This is a genomic window from Kerstersia similis (assembly GCF_965139615.1).
Classification (GTDB): Bacteria; Pseudomonadota; Gammaproteobacteria; order Burkholderiales; family Burkholderiaceae_B; genus Kerstersia; species Kerstersia similis.
In genome coordinates this window covers 24285-42085 of the sequence record NZ_CBCSIQ010000017.1, presented here as the reverse complement: position 1 = coordinate 42085, position 17801 = coordinate 24285, and the positions used below count along the sequence as shown (strand labels likewise).

Sequence of the window (17801 nt, the reverse complement as noted above, 5' to 3'; positions counted from 1 at the left end):
AGCCCGCAGAAGATCAGAAACTATCAGCTCTTGTCTTGCGGCTGTGAATCATCCGGAACCAGATGGTGCGTTGCACGGCCACGCGGACGGATGAAGAAGTGCCCATCCGGCGCGTTATCGGTCGTCACCGGCACCAACTTCACACTCAGCTTCTTGCCATGCTTGTTATGCAGGGCATAGATCACGAACGGCACCAGGAACACCACGATGAAGCTTACCGCCAGCAGCGTCACGTAGATCTTCCCATCCGCAGCCGACGGCAGCGTGCTGGGCGGAACAAAGGAGATGCAGAAAGCGAACACCGAGACCACGAAACCGACGATGGCCATGATCAGCTTGAAGCCCTTGCCGCCAGGAACCGAGAAACCACGCTCCAGGTTGCCTTGCTTGCGAATCAGTTGGATGTAACCCAGGAACAGCATGAAATAGCTGCTCAGGTAAATCACCACTGTCAGAGACATGGCAACCAGGAAGGACATGTTGTTGCCGCCGCCAACGTTGGTCAGCACGATGATGGCCACGGTGGAGATCAGCAATTGCGTGATCACCAGATTGACCGGCACCTGGTTCTTGTTCACTTTGGCCAGGCCGGCAGGCAGAATGCCGCGCTGTGCTGCCACGAACAGACCACGCGACGGGCCAACGATCCAGGAAGCGATTTCAGCCAGCACGCCCAGCACCAGCAGCGCAGCAACACCACGCACCGCCCATTCCAGGTTGGGGCCATGATGCAGGATCAGCACTTCAAAGGTTTGCACCACACCGGCGGACAGGTTGATCTTGTCCAGCGGGATCACGGCTGCAACAGACAGGCCGCCGATCGAGCTGAGCAGAATGGCCGCAATCATCAGGATGAAAATTGCCAGCGGATAATCCCGGCCGGGATTGGCCATTTCATTGACGTGCGTCGCCGATGCTTCCACCCCCATGTAGCTCAGGATGAAGGCCACGAACACCACCAGCGTGCCCAGTTGGGTCAGATCCGGGAAGAAGGTTTCGGAGGTGAACTCGATCTGCAAAGGCGCACCGCTCATCAGATAGCTGATGGACAGGCAAACCAGGATGAAGACCGGCAGCAAGATCCCGCCGAAGAACCCGACCTTGGCAATACGCGCCGTGTACTTGGTACCGCCAAACTGGGTAATGGCCAGCGCCCAGAGGATGATCAGCGCCCCGATGGTTTTGGTCACCGGATCCTGATTCAGTGCCGGCCACGCCAGGATGTAGGAAAGCGCGCCGAGCACAAAGTAGAGCATCGTCACGAAACCGACGGCGATCTGCAGGTAGCCGAACATGATCGCGGCAAACCCCCATTTTTCACCCAAGGTATTGGATACCCAGGTGAATACACCGCCCTCTTCCCATCCTTTGACGGTTGCCATTTCCGCCGAACATAGGCCGACGGGAATAAACCAGAGCAAACCGCCCAGCACCAGGAAGAACACCAGGCTGAAGCCTGAGGTTGCAAAGGTGGGATATTCATAGGGTGCCATCACCATGGAAGCAGTGATGGAGAAGAAGCCCAGCAAGGAAAGCTGCTTGGCAGTGACACCTGTCTTTTTCACATCAGTCATGGTCAACTCACCGGAATAAAGGCATGAAACGCGTCGCGCCAGCCAGGAGGCCGCGCGCATGGCTCCGCTTTCCGTCCACGCATGGCGCGGAAAGCGAAGAACGAACATTGCTGCAAAATAGGCGGTGCAACAGGCACCGGCCCATACGGTATGACAACATTCCACCGGCACCCGGCGGACGCGGAAAAACACGGCAAGCTTCGTGCTCCGAAGAGCAGCGAAGTCCTGCCATTATGGTTCAAGGGTTATTCTCAGCTTTCCCTGAGATGAAACTATATGAAACAAAATCCACCGTTTTCATGCAGCGTTGCACTAGGATGACGCATGCCTCTAAAACCGCCTGAAAGCCGCTCAGACGCTGGATCCGGCACTTTCCAGCAGCGTGAAATCGAACAGCTTTTCGGGGGCTTGAACAAGAATTTCATGGGCGAGTTTCCGGCGCAACAAACGGAAGGATTCCGCGTCCCCCGGCTGCCGCGACGCAAGCAGTTCGAAGAATGCCGGCGGCAACACGCCCTCGCGCAATACAGCGCGTATCTCCTGCCCACGGCAGGACAAAACGAAGCTGTATGAACGGGCGCCATCCAGACTGTACCGTGCCCAGGGCAGGCTGGTATCCACCTGATAACAGCCACGCGTCACCACGCGCGCAATGAACTCGAAGGCATCGCGCACGCCCGGCCCAGGGTGGCCGCTCACGACTCGCAGCTCTGCACGGCCGGGCAAATCGCCGGACACGCGTGCCAACGCGCCATACATCCCCATATAGGTCACCGCCAACATCGCCAGCGCCCCCTGCCCATGGTAGGCGGCGACAGCGTCAAAGGGGATATCCAGCACGCTTTCTTCCCCCATGACCTGCACGACATACACATTGGGGAAAACGGCGGCAGCAGAAATTTCGGTCTGCATAAACACTCCAGGAAACATGGAAAACAGCAAGGGAAAAGCCTGCGCCGGAGCGACAGACGACATGGGGACGCATGCAGGCGCACACGGCCCCGATACAGGCAACAAGGGGAATGGACGACGACGCCCCTGGCCGGGACTACTCGCGCATGGGAAGAGACTGCCGCTTCAGCCAGGGTAGAAACCCATGCAGAAAACGCGTCGTCGCAGGCATGAAGTGGCTACCATGGTGGTACATCGGATCCAGCGAGCTCAGGATCAGGCGGCCGGGTGTTGAACGGCAGTCGTCATACAGCACGGAGCCGACACCCGCCTTGTCGATCAATGACACCGCCCCGGGCGGCGGGAGATACGCGCCATGCTGATGCCAGGTGGCATCAGCCAGCGTGATGTGGCGGAACAACTCGTGCTCCGGTGCGGCCAGGCGCAGGCCGGAATCGGCACCTGGCTCTTTCCACCACCAGAAATTGACCGGACTATGCACATACTGCACGCCGTCCAGCCATTGTTCGGCGCCGTTGCCGCCCATGACAACCAGCGTCTTGCCCTGTTGCAAGAAGTCGTGGAACAAACGACGGACACGCACCAGCTGGTCCACGGGCGAAGCACAGGACACGATGAAGATATCGCATGACGCCAGCGCCGCAGCATCGAGATCCCGCACATAGACGATGGCATCCAGGCACGCCGCCAATGCCGGCGTCCGGAATGTCCGATGGTGGTAGTAGGTGCCGGCATCCAGCGCGGCAATGACAGGAGCGCGCTGCGGCCCCTGCCCGGCCAGAGGACGGATTTCGGAAAGGAATGACATCAGTTTGCTCCCATCGCCAGCCAAGCGAGCAATTGCGGCACGATACGCGCCGCGGAGTCCTGCCCGTTCGCATACATCCAGAGATCATTGCCGGAATGCACCAGCAAACGACCGCCTCCTGGCAGGGACAGCAACCAGTCGATGGGCTGGCTGTCCGGGCCCAGCGTATTGAGCACCCGGGCGTCCGGCGGCGGCGGATTCGCGCCACGGGCATAAAAACCCGCCACGCCCCGGCGATACGTCAGATGCTCCGCGTCCACGCCGTCGAACACAGGATGCCGCTCCCCCCGTGCAACCTGCAAACCCGCCAGCCCTGGACAGGTTTGCACTTCAAACGGCTGCAGCCAGCGCAGGAAGGGATAGGCGATATGGCCATTGATGACCATCGTGCCGCCTGCCAGCAACCATTGCTCCAGCTGCGGCCGCAACGTCATCAGGAAGCGCTGATCGGCATTGGCCGGAATCAGCAGGGCTCGCCAGTTGGCCAAAGTCCCGGCGGCATCCGTTTCCAGGTCATAAAGATAAAGATTTTCCACCCTGGCGGCGGACCCGCCCGTCAGGGCTTCAGGCCCGCTGCCCTGGCGGCTGTTGAGATAGGCCACACGTTTCATGCCTCTGCTCCTTGGAACAAGGGGATCACACCCAGCACCAGCCGCCCTGCCGCGTCCTGCGCCTGCCCCAGGGCCACGGGCATTTGATAGACCCGCCCCAAGCGCTCCGGCCCGCACATCAGCGCGGTCGGCCCGGCCTCGCAGCTGTCCGGATAGAGCAGCAAGGTCTGATCCGCGATATGCAGCGCGTGCTGGGGGCTATGGGTGGAAAAAACGATGCAAAGCTGCTGTTCGCGTGCCAGCCGCGCCAGGATTCCCAGCACGAGATCCTGATTGCGCAAATCCAGCGCCGCCATCGGCTCATCCAGCACAATGATGGGACTGGCGCTAGCCATCGCTCGCGCGATGTGCACCAACTGCTTTTGCCCGCCGCTCAGTTCATGAAAGCTGCACTGCGCCATGCTTGCCAGGCCGACCGCCTCCAGGCAAGCCTCTGCCACGCGCATATCCGCCTTGCCTGGCGATTGCCACCAGCGCAGATGGCGTGCGCGCCCCATGGCCACCATGCTCAGCACAGGGTAAGGAAACATGGACTCCCCCTGCTGCGGCACATAGGCCGCATGGCCGCCCAACTGCACCTGCCCCGCGCCTGCCGGCAACAAGCCCAGCAAGGTGCGCAGCAACGTGGTCTTGCCGCGTCCGTTGGGGCCCAGCACCGCCATGATCTGACCTGCCGCCAGACTCAGGTTCAGGCCGCGCAGCAGCGTCCGGCCCTGGCCGGCAACACGGACATCAAGATTGCGAACATCAATCATGGCGCCATCCCCGCGCATGTGTACGCCGCAATAGCCAGGCGAATACCGGAGCGCCGATCAAGGCCGTCATCACACCCAGCGGAATCTCGGCGCTGCTCAAACTGCGCGCCAGGGTATCAACCATCACCATGTAGCTGCCTCCAACCAGCGCGGACGCTGGCAACAGAACCCGGTGATCCGGCCCGACCAGCATGCGTGCAAAATGCGGCACGACCAGACCGACCCAGCCCACCGTGCCGGAGACGGCCACACTGGCGGAGACCACCAGCGTCACGCAAGCCAAGAGCCCCCAGCGCAAAGGCTCCACCGCCACCCCTTGCGCACTGGCCTGCTCATCCCCCAAGGACAGAATGTTGATGCGAAAGCGCAAGGCATACAGCAACAGGCTGCCCGCCAGCATCGGCACCACGATCACTGCCAGCTTGAAATAGGACGCCGTGGCAAAACTGCCCATCAGCCAGAACACAATGGCAGGCAGTGAATCATTCGTGTCTGCGAAGTAAGTTACCAGCGAAATCAAGGCCGCGAAAAACGCACTGCACACCACGCCGGACAGCACCAGCATCAGCATGGTGGTGCGGCCTTGCGAACGCCCCATGTAATACACCGCCGCAACTGCCAGCAATCCACCGGCGAAAGCACTGCCCATGATGAGCGGCAGCGAGGTGAACAACAGAATGGCCAGGCACCCGCCCAGTGCCGCGCCGGACGAAATGCCCAGCACCTGCGGCCCGACCAGCGGGTTGCGAAATGCCCCTTGCAATGCCGCCCCGCACAAGGCCAGGCTGCTGCCGACCAGCACCGCCATCAGGATACGCGGCAACCGCACCTGCCACAGAACGCGGCGCTGCATGTCCGTGATATCCGGCAGCAGCGGCAGCCATCTGTCGGGCAGCACCGGCTCCAGCAACATGGCGCCGATCTGGCTCAGAGACAAGGCATAGCGTCCCGTCGCCAGGGCCAGCAGCATCATGGCCAGCAACAGCCCGCCTAGCAGCAGCCAGATCCAGGCGGCCGCAGCAGGTGTGCCGGTTGGCCGGGGCGCCACGGCGGGTTTTCCTGCGATTCGGATTCCGACATCAACACTCATCGCGCAAACCTTTCGTAGCCTTGCGCACCGGCATTGGCAGCCACATGCAGGACTTCGTCGATATCTTCCGGCGTTGCCGTGTAGCCATACAAATGCTGCAACTGCAGGGAAATTTCCTCACGCAAAGGCCAATCAAAGCGCGACGGATGCAGAATCAGGCTCAGCCATTGCCAGTACAGCGGCGACTCCTGGCTGGGCGGATCCCAGCGGTAGCCGGCTGCGGGAATTTTGTAAACACGACGCTGCTTCACGGCATCCAGATCGGCCAGCATCGGATCGGCATAGATCGTTGCCGGCGTCAGGCCGGGCTCAAAATTATTCAGCAGCAGCACTTCCGGATTCCAGGCAAGAATCTGCTCGACATTGACGATGTTGGCATTGCCAACGGCCGCTGCGACATTACGCCCGCCGGCCAGCTCCACATCGAACTGGAAATTGCCGCTGCCCCCTGCGACGGTGTACTGCGGCGCATGGCGCGACAGCAGCATCACGCGCGGCCGCTGATCCTGGGCAATGCCGGCCGTTACCGCGCGGATCCGGCGTTCGACATCGGTGCGCCAGGCCAATTGCGCCGCCGCCTTGTCTTGCGCGCCCAGGGCCTGCCCCATCAGCCGGATCCATTCGCGCGTGCGGGCCTCGTCGCCATAGAGCAGTGCCGCCACCGGCAGGCCGGCACCACGCAAAGGCGCAATCAAATCATCTCCCATATGCCCCCACTGCCAGACCAGATCCGGCTGGATCTGCAGCAGCGTTTCCACATTCGGTACGAAACCTGACCGTGTCACATCGGCGCGAATACTGTTGCTTGCCGGGAAAATCCGCGCCAGCAAACCCTGGCGCATGAAAGCATGTGCATCCGGATGCATGCCGGCCAGCCGTGCCGTGTCGCCCGCCAGGGAGAGGTACATGGATCCCGCCGGCATGGGCAAGGTCACCGCCCGCTGGACAGGCGCTGCCAGGATGACCGGCTGGCCCAGCATATCCTGCATTTCAATGCGGCCGGCGGCCGGCACAGGCTGAGCCAACCCCGGCGACGCCTGCAGCAAGGCCAGCATCCATACCGGCGCCAGGGCCAGCCGGCGCAGGCGCCGGGACTGCGCAAGACCGGGCATGGTGAATGTCATGGCCATCAGAAGCTGGTGCGCAGCGTCAGGTTGAAGCTGCGCCCCGGCGATACCAGCGGATTGAGCGCGGACATCGGACGGTTCACAACCGAACTAGTACTGGCGGAGCTGTATTCCTTGTCGAACAGATTGGTGATGCCGAACACCAGCTGCGTATTGCGGGCCGGGCTGATACCCAGGCGGTCCAGCTGCAGCTGCGCATACAGATTGACCAGCGCGTAACCTGCGGTGCGGTATTCGCTGGCCGCATCCCAGCGGTTCTGTCCCTTGGCGTACTGCACTTCACCCGTTACCGCCCAGGCCTCGTTGGCGCCCACATATTGCACGCCTGCCGAACCGCTCCAGGGAGCCAGGCCGACCAGAGGCACATCGGTGCGCCGATTGGTGCCATGCACATAAGCCACGCTGCCATGCAGGTTGACCTGTGGATCAATCTGCCATTTTCCCGCCAGCTCAAAGCCCTTGATGCGGGCCTTGCCGACGTTGCGCGTCTGGTTGGCCAGCGAACCCTCGTAAGTGGTTTGAACGGTTTCCAGGAAGTTCCGGTAGCGCGCGTCAAACGCGGCAAAATCCACAAAGGCCTTGGCCATGTGCAAACGCATGCCAATTTCTGCCGTGTTGGAATACTCGGGCTTCAGGCCAGGATTGGGAATGGTGTAGGTATCGGTATTGGCATTCCAGCCCGAACTGAACATTTGCGAGTGCCAGGGCATGCGAAAACCCGAACCGTAGCTGGCCGTCAGCTCCACCATCTCCGTCAGGAAATACGAAGTGCCGACACTGCCGGTCCAGGCATGCGTGCTGCTGTTTTTGGCATCCTCAAACAGCGGGCGCAGGGCTTCGTTTTCCAGGAAGGCGATTTCCACATCCGAGCGGTAGTAATCGAAACGCCCGCCTGCATTCAAGGTCCAGCCGGGCCGGGCCTCCCAGTTGCCCAGCACGAACATACCGACATTGGTTTGCGTCATGGAGCGGCCCGTCAATTGATAGCCGGTATCCGTCGAGGTGCCTGCGGCCACATTCTCGACCTGCACGCGGGTCTTGTTGCCCAGCCAGTGATCGTGGGCAAAGTCCACGCCGAACGCGGCATCCATGCCATAAGCGTTCTTGGGCGTTTCAAATGTGATGTGGCCACCAAAAATATTCGGCCCGCGCACATTGCTGGTCTGCGTGCGTATCGTGTTGCCATTATTGCTGACCGTCGTGGACGGCAGCTTGGACTCGAAGAAATTCAGATACAGGCTGGAATCTATCCGGCTGAACAGCCAATCGTCATACGTCCCTTCATAGCCCAGGCGCAGCTGGTGGATGCTGAGCGGATCACGCCGGCTCCAGGCCGTATCGCTCGTGCTGGCATTGGAGGTGCCGTCACGGATTTCGCCATAACGGTAGCCGAACTCATAACGCTCCTTGGCATTGGGCATATAGCCCGCGACAAACCCGCCGCTCGCCGTCTTGTAGTGACTGTTGGCAATGTCGCCTGCCGGCGTCTTGTAATCCTGCGCACGCCGTCCGGTCACATAGGCCATGAAATCGAAATTATTGCCCGCCGCCTCCAGGCTCACGCTGCCCTGCAAGCCGTTGCCATTGGAACGGTAGCCCACTTCGGCCTGTCCGCCTTGCAGCGTGAACGTATCGCCCAGCGTCCCCTTGGGCTTGCGCGTCACGAAGTTCACCATCCCCGACAGGCCGTCACTGCCATAGCGTATGGATGCCGGCCCACGAATCACCTCGACCCGCTCCAGTTCCGACGGCCCGACCATCATGAACTGGAAGGCCGGGCGGCCACGGAAACGGTCTCCGTTGATGAACATCGGAACCCGGAAGCCGCTGCTGTTCATGCCCCGCAGCACAATGGTGCCATCCAGGCTGCCGGTGCGGGAAATCGTCACACCCGGTACGCGCTCCAGCACATCCAGCGTATTCATGGCGCTGACCATATCCAGCTCATCACGCGTTACGACTGACGTATGCTGCGACGGCAAGGTCTCCAGCGTCACCGTCTCCGGCTCGCTGCCGATGGCGCGCACACGGGACTCGCTCCGGCGCAGCTTCTGCCAGTTGGGCTCACCCTCGTCGCTTTGTACGGTAATGGCCTCAAGCGTGCTGACCTGTGCCTGCGCAGCTGGCCAATAAATTGCCGCGCCTGCTGCAATCGCAGCACAAAGCGCTTCGCGCAGCGGAGTTTTCATGGGTGTCTGTATCATGGTCGTTCGTGAATGCTGAAAAAACGGACGCGCACGGCTCCGCCGTGCAGATGCGAGGCCGGGACCCGAGGCAACGGAACAGGCTCCGCGCTGATCGGCCCGACGACATACCTGCTGCCGGAACGGTTTGCTGTATTTCCTGGGGGAGAATCCGTCACTGATGGCCTGGCCAAACCCTCTGTGAGTGATTCCGGTCGTAAAATCATAAATAAGAATCAGTGCTTTTAATGTTAACCAACACACCCCTATTTCTGAAATGACGTTTGTCAAGTGTCAGACTGCTTCGTCAGTGACGGCTGAGCGCCTGCGCCAGCATCCCTGGTTCAGCCCGCTGGAAGCGGAAACCTTCCAGGCGCTGATCGCCCACTGTCGTGATGTGCAGTTCCAGGCAGGCCAGGAAATCTTCAGCCATGGCTCGCCCTGCACGGAATGCCTGCTGGTTTGCGAAGGCCAGCTGCAAGGGCTGCGCTACACCCAGGAAGGCGAAGAAAAGATCTTCGGCCATATCGCACCCGGCGCATTTATCGGCCTGCACTCCCTCTTTGCTGACCCGCCTCTGCACTGGCATACCATACGTGCCGAAACCCAGGGCCGCGGCTGCCTGCTGAGTGCCACGGCACTGCGCCAGGCCAGCCAGGCTGCCCCTGCTCTGGCCATGCATATCATCGAACACGGCGCGCGCCTGCTGCGCCATCACACAGAACAAATCGACTGGCTGACGTCCAGCACGGCAGAACAGCGCCTGGCAGACTACATCCTGCGCTTCGGCAAGCCGCAACACGATGACGCCCGCATCCAGCTGCCGCTTTCCTGGGCACAGATCGCCACCAAGCTCGGCATGCGCGCCGAAACGCTCAGCCGCCTGCTGGCCAAGTGGCGGCGTCAGGGTTTCATTCGCAGCCAGCGGGCTTCGCTCTATGTGCTCGACAGCAACGCCCTGCGTGAAATCGTGCGTACCGACCGCGTCATCTGAGCCCGACGGGCCCGGCACGGGTGCAGATGCAGTACATTGCCGCCATGGAACGCATCGCCATTTTCTATTCGACCGTCGATGGTCATACCCGTACGATCTGTACCCGCCTGCAAGCCGCCATGGCCGCGGCGGGACATGATGTCACGCTGGTTTCGCTGGATCAGCCGGATGACCCGAATTTCGCGCACCTGCAGGATTTCGACCGGCTGCTGATCGGCGCCAGCATCCGCTACGGCAAGCACCGTCCTGCCGTCTTCCAATTCGTCGCGCAGCAGCGCGCCCTGCTGGAAAGCAGGCCCGCCGCCTTTTTCACCGTCAATCTGGTCGCACGCAAACCTGGCAAGGACACGCCTGAAGGCAGCCCCTACCTGCGCAAGTTCATCGAACAGTCGGGCTGGCAGCCCAGCCTGACCGGCGCCTTCGCCGGACGGCTGGACTATGCCAGCTACGGCCCGCTGGACCGCACCATGATCCGCTTCATCATGTGGCTGACCAAAGGCCCGACCTCGGCATCGGCCCCTGTCGTGTTCACCGACTGGGCCAGCGTGGATGATTTCGGCCAGCGGTTCCTGGCCCTAAGCTGAACCGCCGCCCCCGGTGGGCCGGGGACCAGATACCTAGGCCTGACGCCTCAGGCTTCGGCCTGTGCCGCCGCTACGGCTTCAGCGGCCTTCTTCTTGCCCGCCGGTGCTGCGGCACTGGCCGCCTGCGCCTTCTGTTGCGCAACACGGGCGCGATACTTGGCCAGGAAATCGGCAATGCGGGTAATGGCTTCTTTCAGATCCGGCTCATGCGGCAGGAACACCATGCGGAAATGGTCTGGGCTGGGCCAATTGAAGCCTGTGCCCTGCACCAGCATGACGCGGGTCGCTTCGAGCAGCTCCAGGAAGAACTGGCGGTCATCCTGGATCGGATAGATTTCCGGATCCAGGCGCGGGAACATGTAAAGCGCAGCCTGCGGCTTGACGCAGCTGACGCCAGGGATGGCAGTCAGCATTTCATAGGCCAGATCCCGCTGACGGCGTAAACGCCCGCCTTCGCACACCAGATCATTGATGCTTTGGTAGCCGCCCAATGCCGTCTGGATCGCCCATTGCCCCGGCACATTGGAGCACAGGCGCATATTCGCCAGCATGTTCAGGCCTTCGATATAGTCACGCGCATTCTGCTTGTCACCCGACACCACCATCCAGCCGGCGCGATAGCCGCAGGCGCGATAGCTCTTGGACAAGGAATTGAAAGTCAGCGTCAGCACATCGGTGGACAGGCTGGCCAGGGCCGTATGCGTGTTGCCGTCATACAGCACCTTGTCGTACACCTCATCGGCCAGAATCACCAGGCCATGCTCGCGCGCGATGTCCACCAGGGACCGCAGGATGTGGTCCGGGTAGAGGACGCCGGTCGGATTATTCGGGTTGATGATGACGATTCCCTTGGTACGCGGCGTGATCTTGCGGCGGATATCGTCAAGATCAGGAATCCAGCCCTGGCTTTCGTCACAGAGATAATGCACCGGCGTGCCGCCGGACAGGCTGGTCACCGCCGTCCACAAGGGATAATCCGGCGCCGGAAGCAGCAATTCATCGCCATCATCCAGCAAGGCATTGGTCGCCATGGCGATCAGGTCGGAGGCGCCATTGCCCAGATAGACGTCGTCCAGCGTCACCCCCTTGATGCCTTGCTGCTGGGTGTAATGCATGACGGCCTTGCGGGCTGCGAAAATCCCCTTGCTATCCGAATAGCCAGCCGAATTGGGCAGATTGCGGATCATGTCCTGCTGCACTTCCTCAGGCGCGTCGAAACCGAATACGGCCAGGTTGCCGATATTCAGCTTGATGATTTTCTGGCCTTCGTCTTCCATCTGCCGGGCTCGCTCCATGATGGGTCCGCGGATGTCATAGAGAACGTGAGCAAGCTTGTGGGATTTATTGATCGGTTTCATGGTTGCGGCGCATCAGGGAGTTCGCGGCCGCCACAGGCATCGCGCGACAGGAGGCAGCGGTGCCGCCGGGGCGGGCGGAATTAAACAGGAACCTACAGGGCAGCCAGGGTCAGCAGGAGTACTGACGCCATGGATGGATGGCCTGTATTCGACTAAGTATATGCCCAGTCCGGCGCCGTGGGCGTTCCGATATGCACGGGATGTTCACCGCCCGCCACGTTACCGTGCGGCCGTGCGCCAGCGCCTGCTGCCAGAGCGCGCCGCGCGCGTGTCAGGGCTGCCCGGGAAAACGACGGCGCAGCGCCCATGGCTGGCAAAGCGGACTGGAATGTACTGCCGATGTGGTACGGAATGACAGTCCATTACTTCCCTAGAATGCGGATTCCTCCCCAAGCTGCACCGTGGTCAGGCCTGCCCGCCCCGAACAGACGGACTGGCCCGCTGGCCGCATCCTTGTTACCGCGCGCCGGACAGCCACAGGAACAGTCTTGGGCGGAACCGGCTGCTGCCGGCCAACCTTTCCTCACCGTATTTGGGGCTGCCCGATGAATACACTGCCTGACCGTCTCCGTCCCGCCGACTTCTTTCCCTTGTGCGTTGCCGCGCTCGTTTCCGTACTGGTGAACTATGGCGGCACCTTCGTGCTGGTGTTCCAGGCGGCAGGCCTGGCCGGCCTGTCACCAGCCCAGACCGCGTCCTGGGTCTGGGCTGTGTCGATTGGCGTCGGGGTCACGGGCATTCTGTTGAGCTGGCGCTACCGTGAGCCCATCATTACCGCCTGGTCCACCCCAGGGGTTGCCTTCCTGGCCACGGTCATGCCATTCACCCCCTATGGCGAAGTCATCGGTGCCTACATGCTGTCCGCATTGGGCTTCATTCTGCTGGGCCTGTCCGGCGCATTTGAAAAGCTGGTGCGCATGATCCCTGCCGGGATTGCCGCGGGCCTGCTGGCGGGTATCTTGCTGCAATTCGGCGTCAATGCATTCGGTGGCGCAAGTGCCGAACCCTTGCTGGTCATCACCATGGTCATGGCCTACGCCGTGCTCAAGCGCTACACCTCGCGCTTTGCCGTCGTCGGCATCCTGCTGATCGGCCTGGTCATGCTGATCGTGCAGCAACGGGTGGATTTTTCCGCGATCCACCTGCGCCTGGCCGCCCCCGTATTCGAGACACCGCAATTTTCCTTGCATGCGTTGCTGGGTGTTGCCCTGCCGCTGTTCATCATCACACTGACCGGGCAGTACATGCCCGGCATGCTGGTACTGCGCAATGACGGATTCAAAACCAGCGCCAACCCCATCCTGAGCGTGACCGGCCTGGGGTCACTGCTGATGGCTCCCTTCGGCGCCCATGCGTTCAATGTCGCCGCCATCACCGCAGCCATCTGTACCGGCCCGGACGCCCACCCGGATCCGCGCAAACGCTATGTCGCCGGCCTGGCCTGCGGCGTGTTCTATATCCTGGTCGGCACCTTCGGCGTCACCCTGGCGACCCTGTTCATGGTTCTGCCCAAGGCATTCATCACGACGCTGGCCGGCCTGGCGTTGCTGGGCACCATAGGCGGCAGCCTGGCGCAGGCCATGAGCGATGCACGGACACGCGAAACCGCGCTCATCACCTTCCTGGCAACGGCCGCCAATATCACGCTGCTCGGCGTGGGCGGTGCATTCTGGGGCCTGTTGGCCGGCCTGGGCGCCCACGTATTGATCCACGGACGCCTGCGGCCACGCGCCGTCAGCGCGGCCGGCTGACATCACCGGCAGGCCAGCACCTGCGCCAAGCGCCGCATGGCTTCGCGGATTTCATTATCGGTCAGCGAGGCATAACCCAGCAGCCATCCCTGACGGGGCGGCTGCCCCCTGAACAGACGGCTCAACCCAGGCAGCCGGATCCCCGCCTCGGCCGCACGCCGTATCGTTTCCGCCTCCTGCCAGCCCGGCAGCAGAAAACAGGGAACCTGCAGGCCACCGGCCGGCCTGGCGGCCACCACGACATCGCCCAGCTGCCGGCCGATTTCCTCCAGCATGACCTCGCGGCGCGCCGCATAGAGTTTGCGCATGGCCCGCACATGCGAGTTGTAATGGCCGTCGTCCATGAAGCGTGCCAGGGTCAGCTGCAGTATCTGCGGCGTATGTCCGTCCATGATGCTGCGCAGATTCGTAAAGGCCGCGACCAGCGCATCAGGCACCGCCATATAGCCTAATCGCAGGCCGGGATACAGGGTTTTGCTGAATGTGCCGACATAAATGGTACGACCATGGCGATCCAGGCCCTGCACGCAGGCAGTCGGCAAGCCGTCATAGTGGAACTCGCTGTCGTAGTCATCCTCGATGATCCACTTGCCGTTTTCCTCTGCCCAATTGATCAGGTCCAGCCTGCGTTCCAGCGGCAGCGTCGCGCCACTGGGATATTGGTGCGAAGGCGTCACGTACACCCCATTGGCGCCGCTGGCATCGGCGCGCAGCAAGTCCGTGCGTATCCCCTGCCCATCCACCGCAATAGGCACCACCCGCGCCTGTGCGGCGGAAAATGCCTGGTAGGCGCCGAAATAGCCGGGGTCTTCCATCAGAATGGGCTGCCCGGCATCGGCCAGCAGCTGCGCGCACAGATACAGCGCCTGCCGGGTACTGCTCAATACGATAATCTGCGCAGGCGTGACCTTCGCGCCACGCTCCAGATTCAGATAGGCGGCGATGGCGGCGCGCAAGGGCTCCTCGCCTTGAGGATCGCCATGCAACAGCATGCCGGTGCGGTGTTCCCGCAAAGCCTGACGCTGCAGGCGCTCCCAGATCAGGGTCGGGAAACTGCGCGTTTCAGGCAAGCCGGTCGCAAAGGCCTGGATCGCCCGCGTATCGTGTACGCCCCCCTGTGCCATCAGCTGCTCGCCCCGGCGGCTCAGCCCGGCCACCGGTGGCGTGCCAGCCGCCGGGCTGCCTGTGCGGCGCCCCCGGCGCGCAGCCGCACCGCGCAGCTCCGTTCCCAGCGTCTCAGAAACGTAGCTGCCGGAACCGCCACGCCGGACAATGAAGCCATCGCGCTGCAGCTGCACGTAGGCGTTCTCCACCGTTTCACGCGATATGCCCAGAGATTCCGCCAGCGTCCGGGTTGCCGGCAGCTTCAAGCCCGCCGACATGACACCATCCAGGATCAGATGACGCAGCGCACGCTGCAAGCGCAGGTGCAGCGCCTGGCGCTGCTGATCTGGCCGGGCCAACTGTATCTTCAGCGTTTCCAGTTCGAAAGTCCGGTTCATGGGCGGCACCGTATGCGTCTATCGCGCGCAGCCATTCAGGCCTTCAGCGCACGGGATGGATCAGATGGATATCCTCAGGCTCGAGACGGTACAGGCTGCTATCCGGCCTGGGCGCAAGCCGGGCGCCTTTGGCCAGATAAAAATCCACCGTCCTGCGTGTGGAGGTCGCGGAAATATACAGGCCTTCGCCGCCCAGCGCTTGCACATCCGCCAGGCAACGCTCGTACAGGGCCGACGCCAGGCCGTGCCCGCGCCAATCATGGCTGACATGCAGAAAGGCCATCTGCCGCAGCGTCGGCCAATCCCCTACCGGCGCACTGTCGAGCACGCTGGCCGCCACCAGGCGATTGCCCTCGAACACGCCACGAAATATCCCGCCACGCTCGAAACAGGCCAGCAACAGCGGCGCCTGGCTTTCCGGCTCGCCGTCCGGCCAGCCGCGCGTGTCGTAAAACTCGCGGCGCAGCGTCAATTGCCCATCCACTACGGCATAGACCTCATCGACCCGTTCACGGCGGTCTATGGTCCAGAGCGCCGGCAATTCGGCACGCGTCAAACTCCTGGTCACCAGCCCGTTGCCGGCGGTCACTTCATTCATGATTCTGTTCCCTGGCCTGCCGCTTCCAATGACATGCCGGCCAATCCCCTGGAGGGCAAACGTCGCGGCAGCAGCATGGCGCCTCTTGCACACAAAAACGCATGCTACCGAAGCCAGACGGCGGCGTACACCCGGCCCATGCGCTGGCGGCTTGCCGCAAGCACGCCCCTGACAGGCTACGAAGCCACACCGGGCCGCCCGATACGGACACGAAACAGGCTCGCCATCCCGCTCACCGCCCGTGCCATCATCAGGCGCCTACGGCAAGATCGTCCACATCCGCCAGACTGCCGCCAGCCGCCACGATTTTTTCATAGTTGCGTCGGCGCTGTTCATCCAGCTCCGTATTACTGACGCCGCGTGTCCAATACCCGGCAATGGCTATCTCGCTTTTATTCAGACCGGCCGCGCTGAAATGCTGGCGAATGGCCCGCATTTCGTCGCGCTCGCCAGCGCCCCACACGACATAGCGTCCGGGATCAGGCAGTTCGCGCGCGTGCCTGGCCAGCACGCCGCCCGCCCCGACACCGTGTGCATCCACACGCTGCAGATCAAGCCCTGCCATGACCGGCAGCTCAGCGAAGGCCGCGACATCCGGCGTGGCGACCCAGCCCACGCCGTGCAATCCCGCCGGGCGCTGGCTCAGCAGCGCATACAAGGCCGGAATGGCGGTGGCATCCAGAAACAAGGCGACCGGACGGTCATCCTTCTCGGGTATCAGGAAATGCGGCCGCGGGCCACTGAGCGCGAAGCGGCTGCCTGGCTGCAAATCTGCCACCCAGCGCATCATCGGGCTGCTACTGCCATGCATCACCACATCAAACTCCATCGTGGCGCTCTCGGCCTCGAAATGACGCAAGGTGTACACCCGCGAAGCATCGTCGTAATCGCTGCCCAGCCGCAAGCGGATCGCAACATTGGGCAGTTGCCAATCCGGGCTGGGCCGGGATGCATCCAGCCGCGCGCGGATACGCGTCACATCCGGCGTCGGGCGCTCCATCGCCTCGACCCGCGCTGTTGTATGGATCAAACCATGGTCATGGTCCGGTGTGCTGAGCATGCCCGTCGCCTTCCCGGGCGCCTGATTCGATGGCGTCATGAACACTTTCCTCGCAGGAACTCGATAATTAGTTACACCATAGTAAACTAATTGCACGACCCAATGGAAATGAAAATATTCCGCAACCGGCTTACCATTCCGGTATCCCCCAGGCCTTACCCCTTCAACACTCCCATGACCAGCGCTCCTCCTCCACGTGGCCGGCGGCCCGTCATCACCCTGGCACGCATCGCCCAGGCTGGCACGGAAATGACATTGCCGCATATCACCTTCACCGGCGTTGCCGCGCGTCTTGGCGTCAGCCACGTGGCCCTGTACAAATACGTCGCCAACCTTGATGAACTCAAGCAAGTCGTCGCTGATGCCATCTTCAACCAATGGCACATGCCTGCCCCCTGTACGGACGATACCGGCAGCCTGTCCGACTACCTGGCCGTCTTTGCCCGCTCCCTGCGCCAGCTCGTGCACCAGAACCCCGGCCTGGCGGGCTACCTGACCCGTCACGACCAGAAAACGCCCGCCATGCTGGCCCGTATCCTGGATCACCACGCGCAGATCGCCAGCGCCTACGCCATTCCTACCGAAACCGCCGGGTGGCTGCTGTCCACCGTGGCCTACCACTGCATTGCGCTAGCCGATACGGTCTATGCTCGCCCGGCGGACACCGCCGCCCCAGCCAGCGCAGCAGCCCAGGACGCAGCATTCGCGCTCAGCATGCAGGCGCTCATTATTGGTGCGCTTCAGCTGACCACGCAGCAGGACGGACGCCCGCGCGCGCCATCCGCGCAAGCTCCCCTGGTAAATTAAACGCCGCCGCCACACCCCGTGTTTGCTTGCCTCCCCGTGGCGCCATTTTCCAACCTGTGCCGGCTTGGCGTGCCTTCGCTGTGGCCG

The 17801-nt window shown here is 62.3% G+C and carries 16 protein-coding genes; 4 read left to right on the top strand and 12 right to left on the bottom strand.

Annotated features, from left to right (window positions below; all coding sequences use genetic code 11):
• Positions 1-23: 23 nt before the first annotated feature.
• The 8 genes from gadC to ACNA1V_RS11460 all read right to left on the bottom strand — a co-directional run bounded on the left by gadC (position 24) and on the right by ACNA1V_RS11460 (position 9066).
• Positions 24-1574 carry a glutamate:gamma-aminobutyrate antiporter gene (gene gadC / locus ACNA1V_RS11495; RefSeq protein WP_415833746.1) on the bottom strand — a complete coding sequence of 517 codons (1551 nt, stop codon included), beginning with the start codon at positions 1572-1574 and terminating at the stop codon, positions 24-26.
• 351 nt (positions 1575-1925) lie between these two features.
• Positions 1926-2486, bottom strand: a complete 561-nt coding sequence (locus ACNA1V_RS11490; protein ID WP_415833745.1) for a hypothetical protein — start codon at positions 2484-2486, stop codon at positions 1926-1928.
• 136 nt (positions 2487-2622) lie between these two features.
• Positions 2623-3294, bottom strand: coding sequence for a hypothetical protein (locus ACNA1V_RS11485; RefSeq protein ID WP_415833744.1), 672 nt, complete (start codon positions 3292-3294; stop codon positions 2623-2625).
• Entirely contained in the window at positions 3294-3905 is a 612-nt protein-coding gene (locus tag ACNA1V_RS11480; protein ID WP_415833743.1) for a hypothetical protein, read from the bottom strand. The genes ACNA1V_RS11485 and ACNA1V_RS11480 overlap by 1 nt, the downstream gene beginning before the upstream one ends.
• The gene (locus ACNA1V_RS11475) at positions 3902-4660 is read right to left on the bottom strand and encodes an ABC transporter ATP-binding protein (protein WP_415833742.1); all 759 of its coding nucleotides are present in this window, start codon (positions 4658-4660) and stop codon (positions 3902-3904) included. The genes ACNA1V_RS11480 and ACNA1V_RS11475 overlap by 4 nt, the downstream gene beginning before the upstream one ends.
• Entirely contained in the window at positions 4653-5708 is a 1056-nt protein-coding gene (locus ACNA1V_RS11470; protein WP_415833741.1) for a FecCD family ABC transporter permease, read from the bottom strand. Before ACNA1V_RS11470 ends, ACNA1V_RS11475 begins: the two co-directional genes overlap by 8 nt.
• A 38-nt stretch (positions 5709-5746) precedes the next feature.
• Positions 5747-6874: an ABC transporter substrate-binding protein gene (locus ACNA1V_RS11465; protein ID WP_415833740.1), complete on the bottom strand. Its 1128-nt coding sequence runs from the start codon at positions 6872-6874 to the stop codon at positions 5747-5749.
• Positions 6875-6879: 5 nt separating this feature from the next.
• Positions 6880-9066 (bottom strand): TonB-dependent receptor, encoded by a 2187-nt coding sequence (locus ACNA1V_RS11460; RefSeq protein WP_415833739.1) that lies wholly within the window; start codon positions 9064-9066, stop codon positions 6880-6882.
• Between the two features lie 304 nt (positions 9067-9370).
• On the opposite strand from ACNA1V_RS11460, the gene ACNA1V_RS11455 reads away from it, so the two are divergent.
• Together ACNA1V_RS11455 and hemG are read left to right on the top strand one after the other, a co-directional pair.
• A complete protein-coding gene (locus ACNA1V_RS11455) occupies positions 9371-10054 on the top strand; it encodes a Crp/Fnr family transcriptional regulator (protein WP_415833738.1) in 684 nt (227 codons plus the stop codon).
• 26 nt (positions 10055-10080) lie between these two features.
• A complete protein-coding gene (gene hemG / locus ACNA1V_RS11450; protein ID WP_415833737.1) occupies positions 10081-10638 on the top strand; it encodes a menaquinone-dependent protoporphyrinogen IX dehydrogenase in 558 nt (185 codons plus the stop codon).
• A 47-nt stretch (positions 10639-10685) separates the two neighbouring features.
• On the opposite strand, the gene ACNA1V_RS11445 is transcribed toward hemG, so the two are convergent.
• Positions 10686-11996 (bottom strand): pyridoxal phosphate-dependent aminotransferase, encoded by a 1311-nt coding sequence (locus tag ACNA1V_RS11445; RefSeq protein ID WP_415833736.1) that lies wholly within the window; start codon positions 11994-11996, stop codon positions 10686-10688.
• Positions 11997-12541: 545 nt separating this feature from the next.
• On the opposite strand from ACNA1V_RS11445, the gene ACNA1V_RS11440 reads away from it, so the two are divergent.
• Positions 12542-13747 carry a benzoate/H(+) symporter BenE family transporter gene (locus ACNA1V_RS11440; RefSeq protein WP_415833735.1) on the top strand — a complete coding sequence of 402 codons (1206 nt, stop codon included), beginning with the start codon at positions 12542-12544 and terminating at the stop codon, positions 13745-13747.
• 2 nt (positions 13748-13749) lie between these two features.
• On the opposite strand, the gene pdxR is transcribed toward ACNA1V_RS11440, so the two are convergent.
• The 3 genes from pdxR to ACNA1V_RS11425 all read right to left on the bottom strand — a co-directional run bounded on the left by pdxR (position 13750) and on the right by ACNA1V_RS11425 (position 16946).
• Complete coding sequence (gene pdxR / locus ACNA1V_RS11435; RefSeq protein WP_415833734.1) at positions 13750-15249, bottom strand: MocR-like pyridoxine biosynthesis transcription factor PdxR; 1500 nt, start codon at positions 15247-15249, stop codon at positions 13750-13752.
• Between the two features lie 43 nt (positions 15250-15292).
• Complete coding sequence (locus ACNA1V_RS11430) at positions 15293-15847, bottom strand: GNAT family N-acetyltransferase (RefSeq protein ID WP_415833733.1); 555 nt, start codon at positions 15845-15847, stop codon at positions 15293-15295.
• 250 nt (positions 15848-16097) lie between these two features.
• Entirely contained in the window at positions 16098-16946 is an 849-nt protein-coding gene (locus tag ACNA1V_RS11425; RefSeq protein WP_415833732.1) for a siderophore-interacting protein, read from the bottom strand.
• Between the two features lie 135 nt (positions 16947-17081).
• Between ACNA1V_RS11425 and ACNA1V_RS11420 the strand changes: the two genes are divergently transcribed.
• Positions 17082-17714: a TetR/AcrR family transcriptional regulator gene (locus ACNA1V_RS11420; RefSeq protein ID WP_415833731.1), complete on the top strand. Its 633-nt coding sequence runs from the start codon at positions 17082-17084 to the stop codon at positions 17712-17714.
• Positions 17715-17801: the final 87 nt, after the last annotated feature.

Bases quoted from the DNA above. Each gene is read 5' to 3' on its own strand.
- ACNA1V_RS11445 (WP_415833736.1), bottom strand. From the start codon at position 11,996: ATGAAACCGATCAATAAATCCCACAAGCTTGCTCACGTTCTCTATGAC.
- ACNA1V_RS11465 (WP_415833740.1), bottom strand. From the start codon at position 6,874: ATGACATTCACCATGCCCGGTCTTGCGCAGTCCCGGCGCCTGCGCCGG.
- gadC (WP_415833746.1), bottom strand. From the start codon at position 1,574: ATGACTGATGTGAAAAAGACAGGTGTCACTGCCAAGCAGCTTTCCTTG.
- ACNA1V_RS11425 (WP_415833732.1), bottom strand. From the start codon at position 16,946: ATGACGCCATCGAATCAGGCGCCCGGGAAGGCGACGGGCATGCTCAGC.
- ACNA1V_RS11475 (WP_415833742.1), bottom strand. From the start codon at position 4,660: ATGATTGATGTTCGCAATCTTGATGTCCGTGTTGCCGGCCAGGGCCGG.
- ACNA1V_RS11460 (WP_415833739.1), bottom strand. From the start codon at position 9,066: ATGAAAACTCCGCTGCGCGAAGCGCTTTGTGCTGCGATTGCAGCAGGC.
- ACNA1V_RS11490 (WP_415833745.1), bottom strand. From the start codon at position 2,486: ATGCAGACCGAAATTTCTGCTGCCGCCGTTTTCCCCAATGTGTATGTC.
- pdxR (WP_415833734.1), bottom strand. From the start codon at position 15,249: ATGAACCGGACTTTCGAACTGGAAACGCTGAAGATACAGTTGGCCCGG.
- ACNA1V_RS11420 (WP_415833731.1), top strand. From the start codon at position 17,082: ATGACCAGCGCTCCTCCTCCACGTGGCCGGCGGCCCGTCATCACCCTG.
- ACNA1V_RS11440 (WP_415833735.1), top strand. From the start codon at position 12,542: ATGAATACACTGCCTGACCGTCTCCGTCCCGCCGACTTCTTTCCCTTG.
- ACNA1V_RS11430 (WP_415833733.1), bottom strand. From the start codon at position 15,847: ATGAATGAAGTGACCGCCGGCAACGGGCTGGTGACCAGGAGTTTGACG.
- ACNA1V_RS11480 (WP_415833743.1), bottom strand. From the start codon at position 3,905: ATGAAACGTGTGGCCTATCTCAACAGCCGCCAGGGCAGCGGGCCTGAA.
- hemG (WP_415833737.1), top strand. From the start codon at position 10,081: ATGCAGTACATTGCCGCCATGGAACGCATCGCCATTTTCTATTCGACC.
- ACNA1V_RS11485 (WP_415833744.1), bottom strand. From the start codon at position 3,294: ATGTCATTCCTTTCCGAAATCCGTCCTCTGGCCGGGCAGGGGCCGCAG.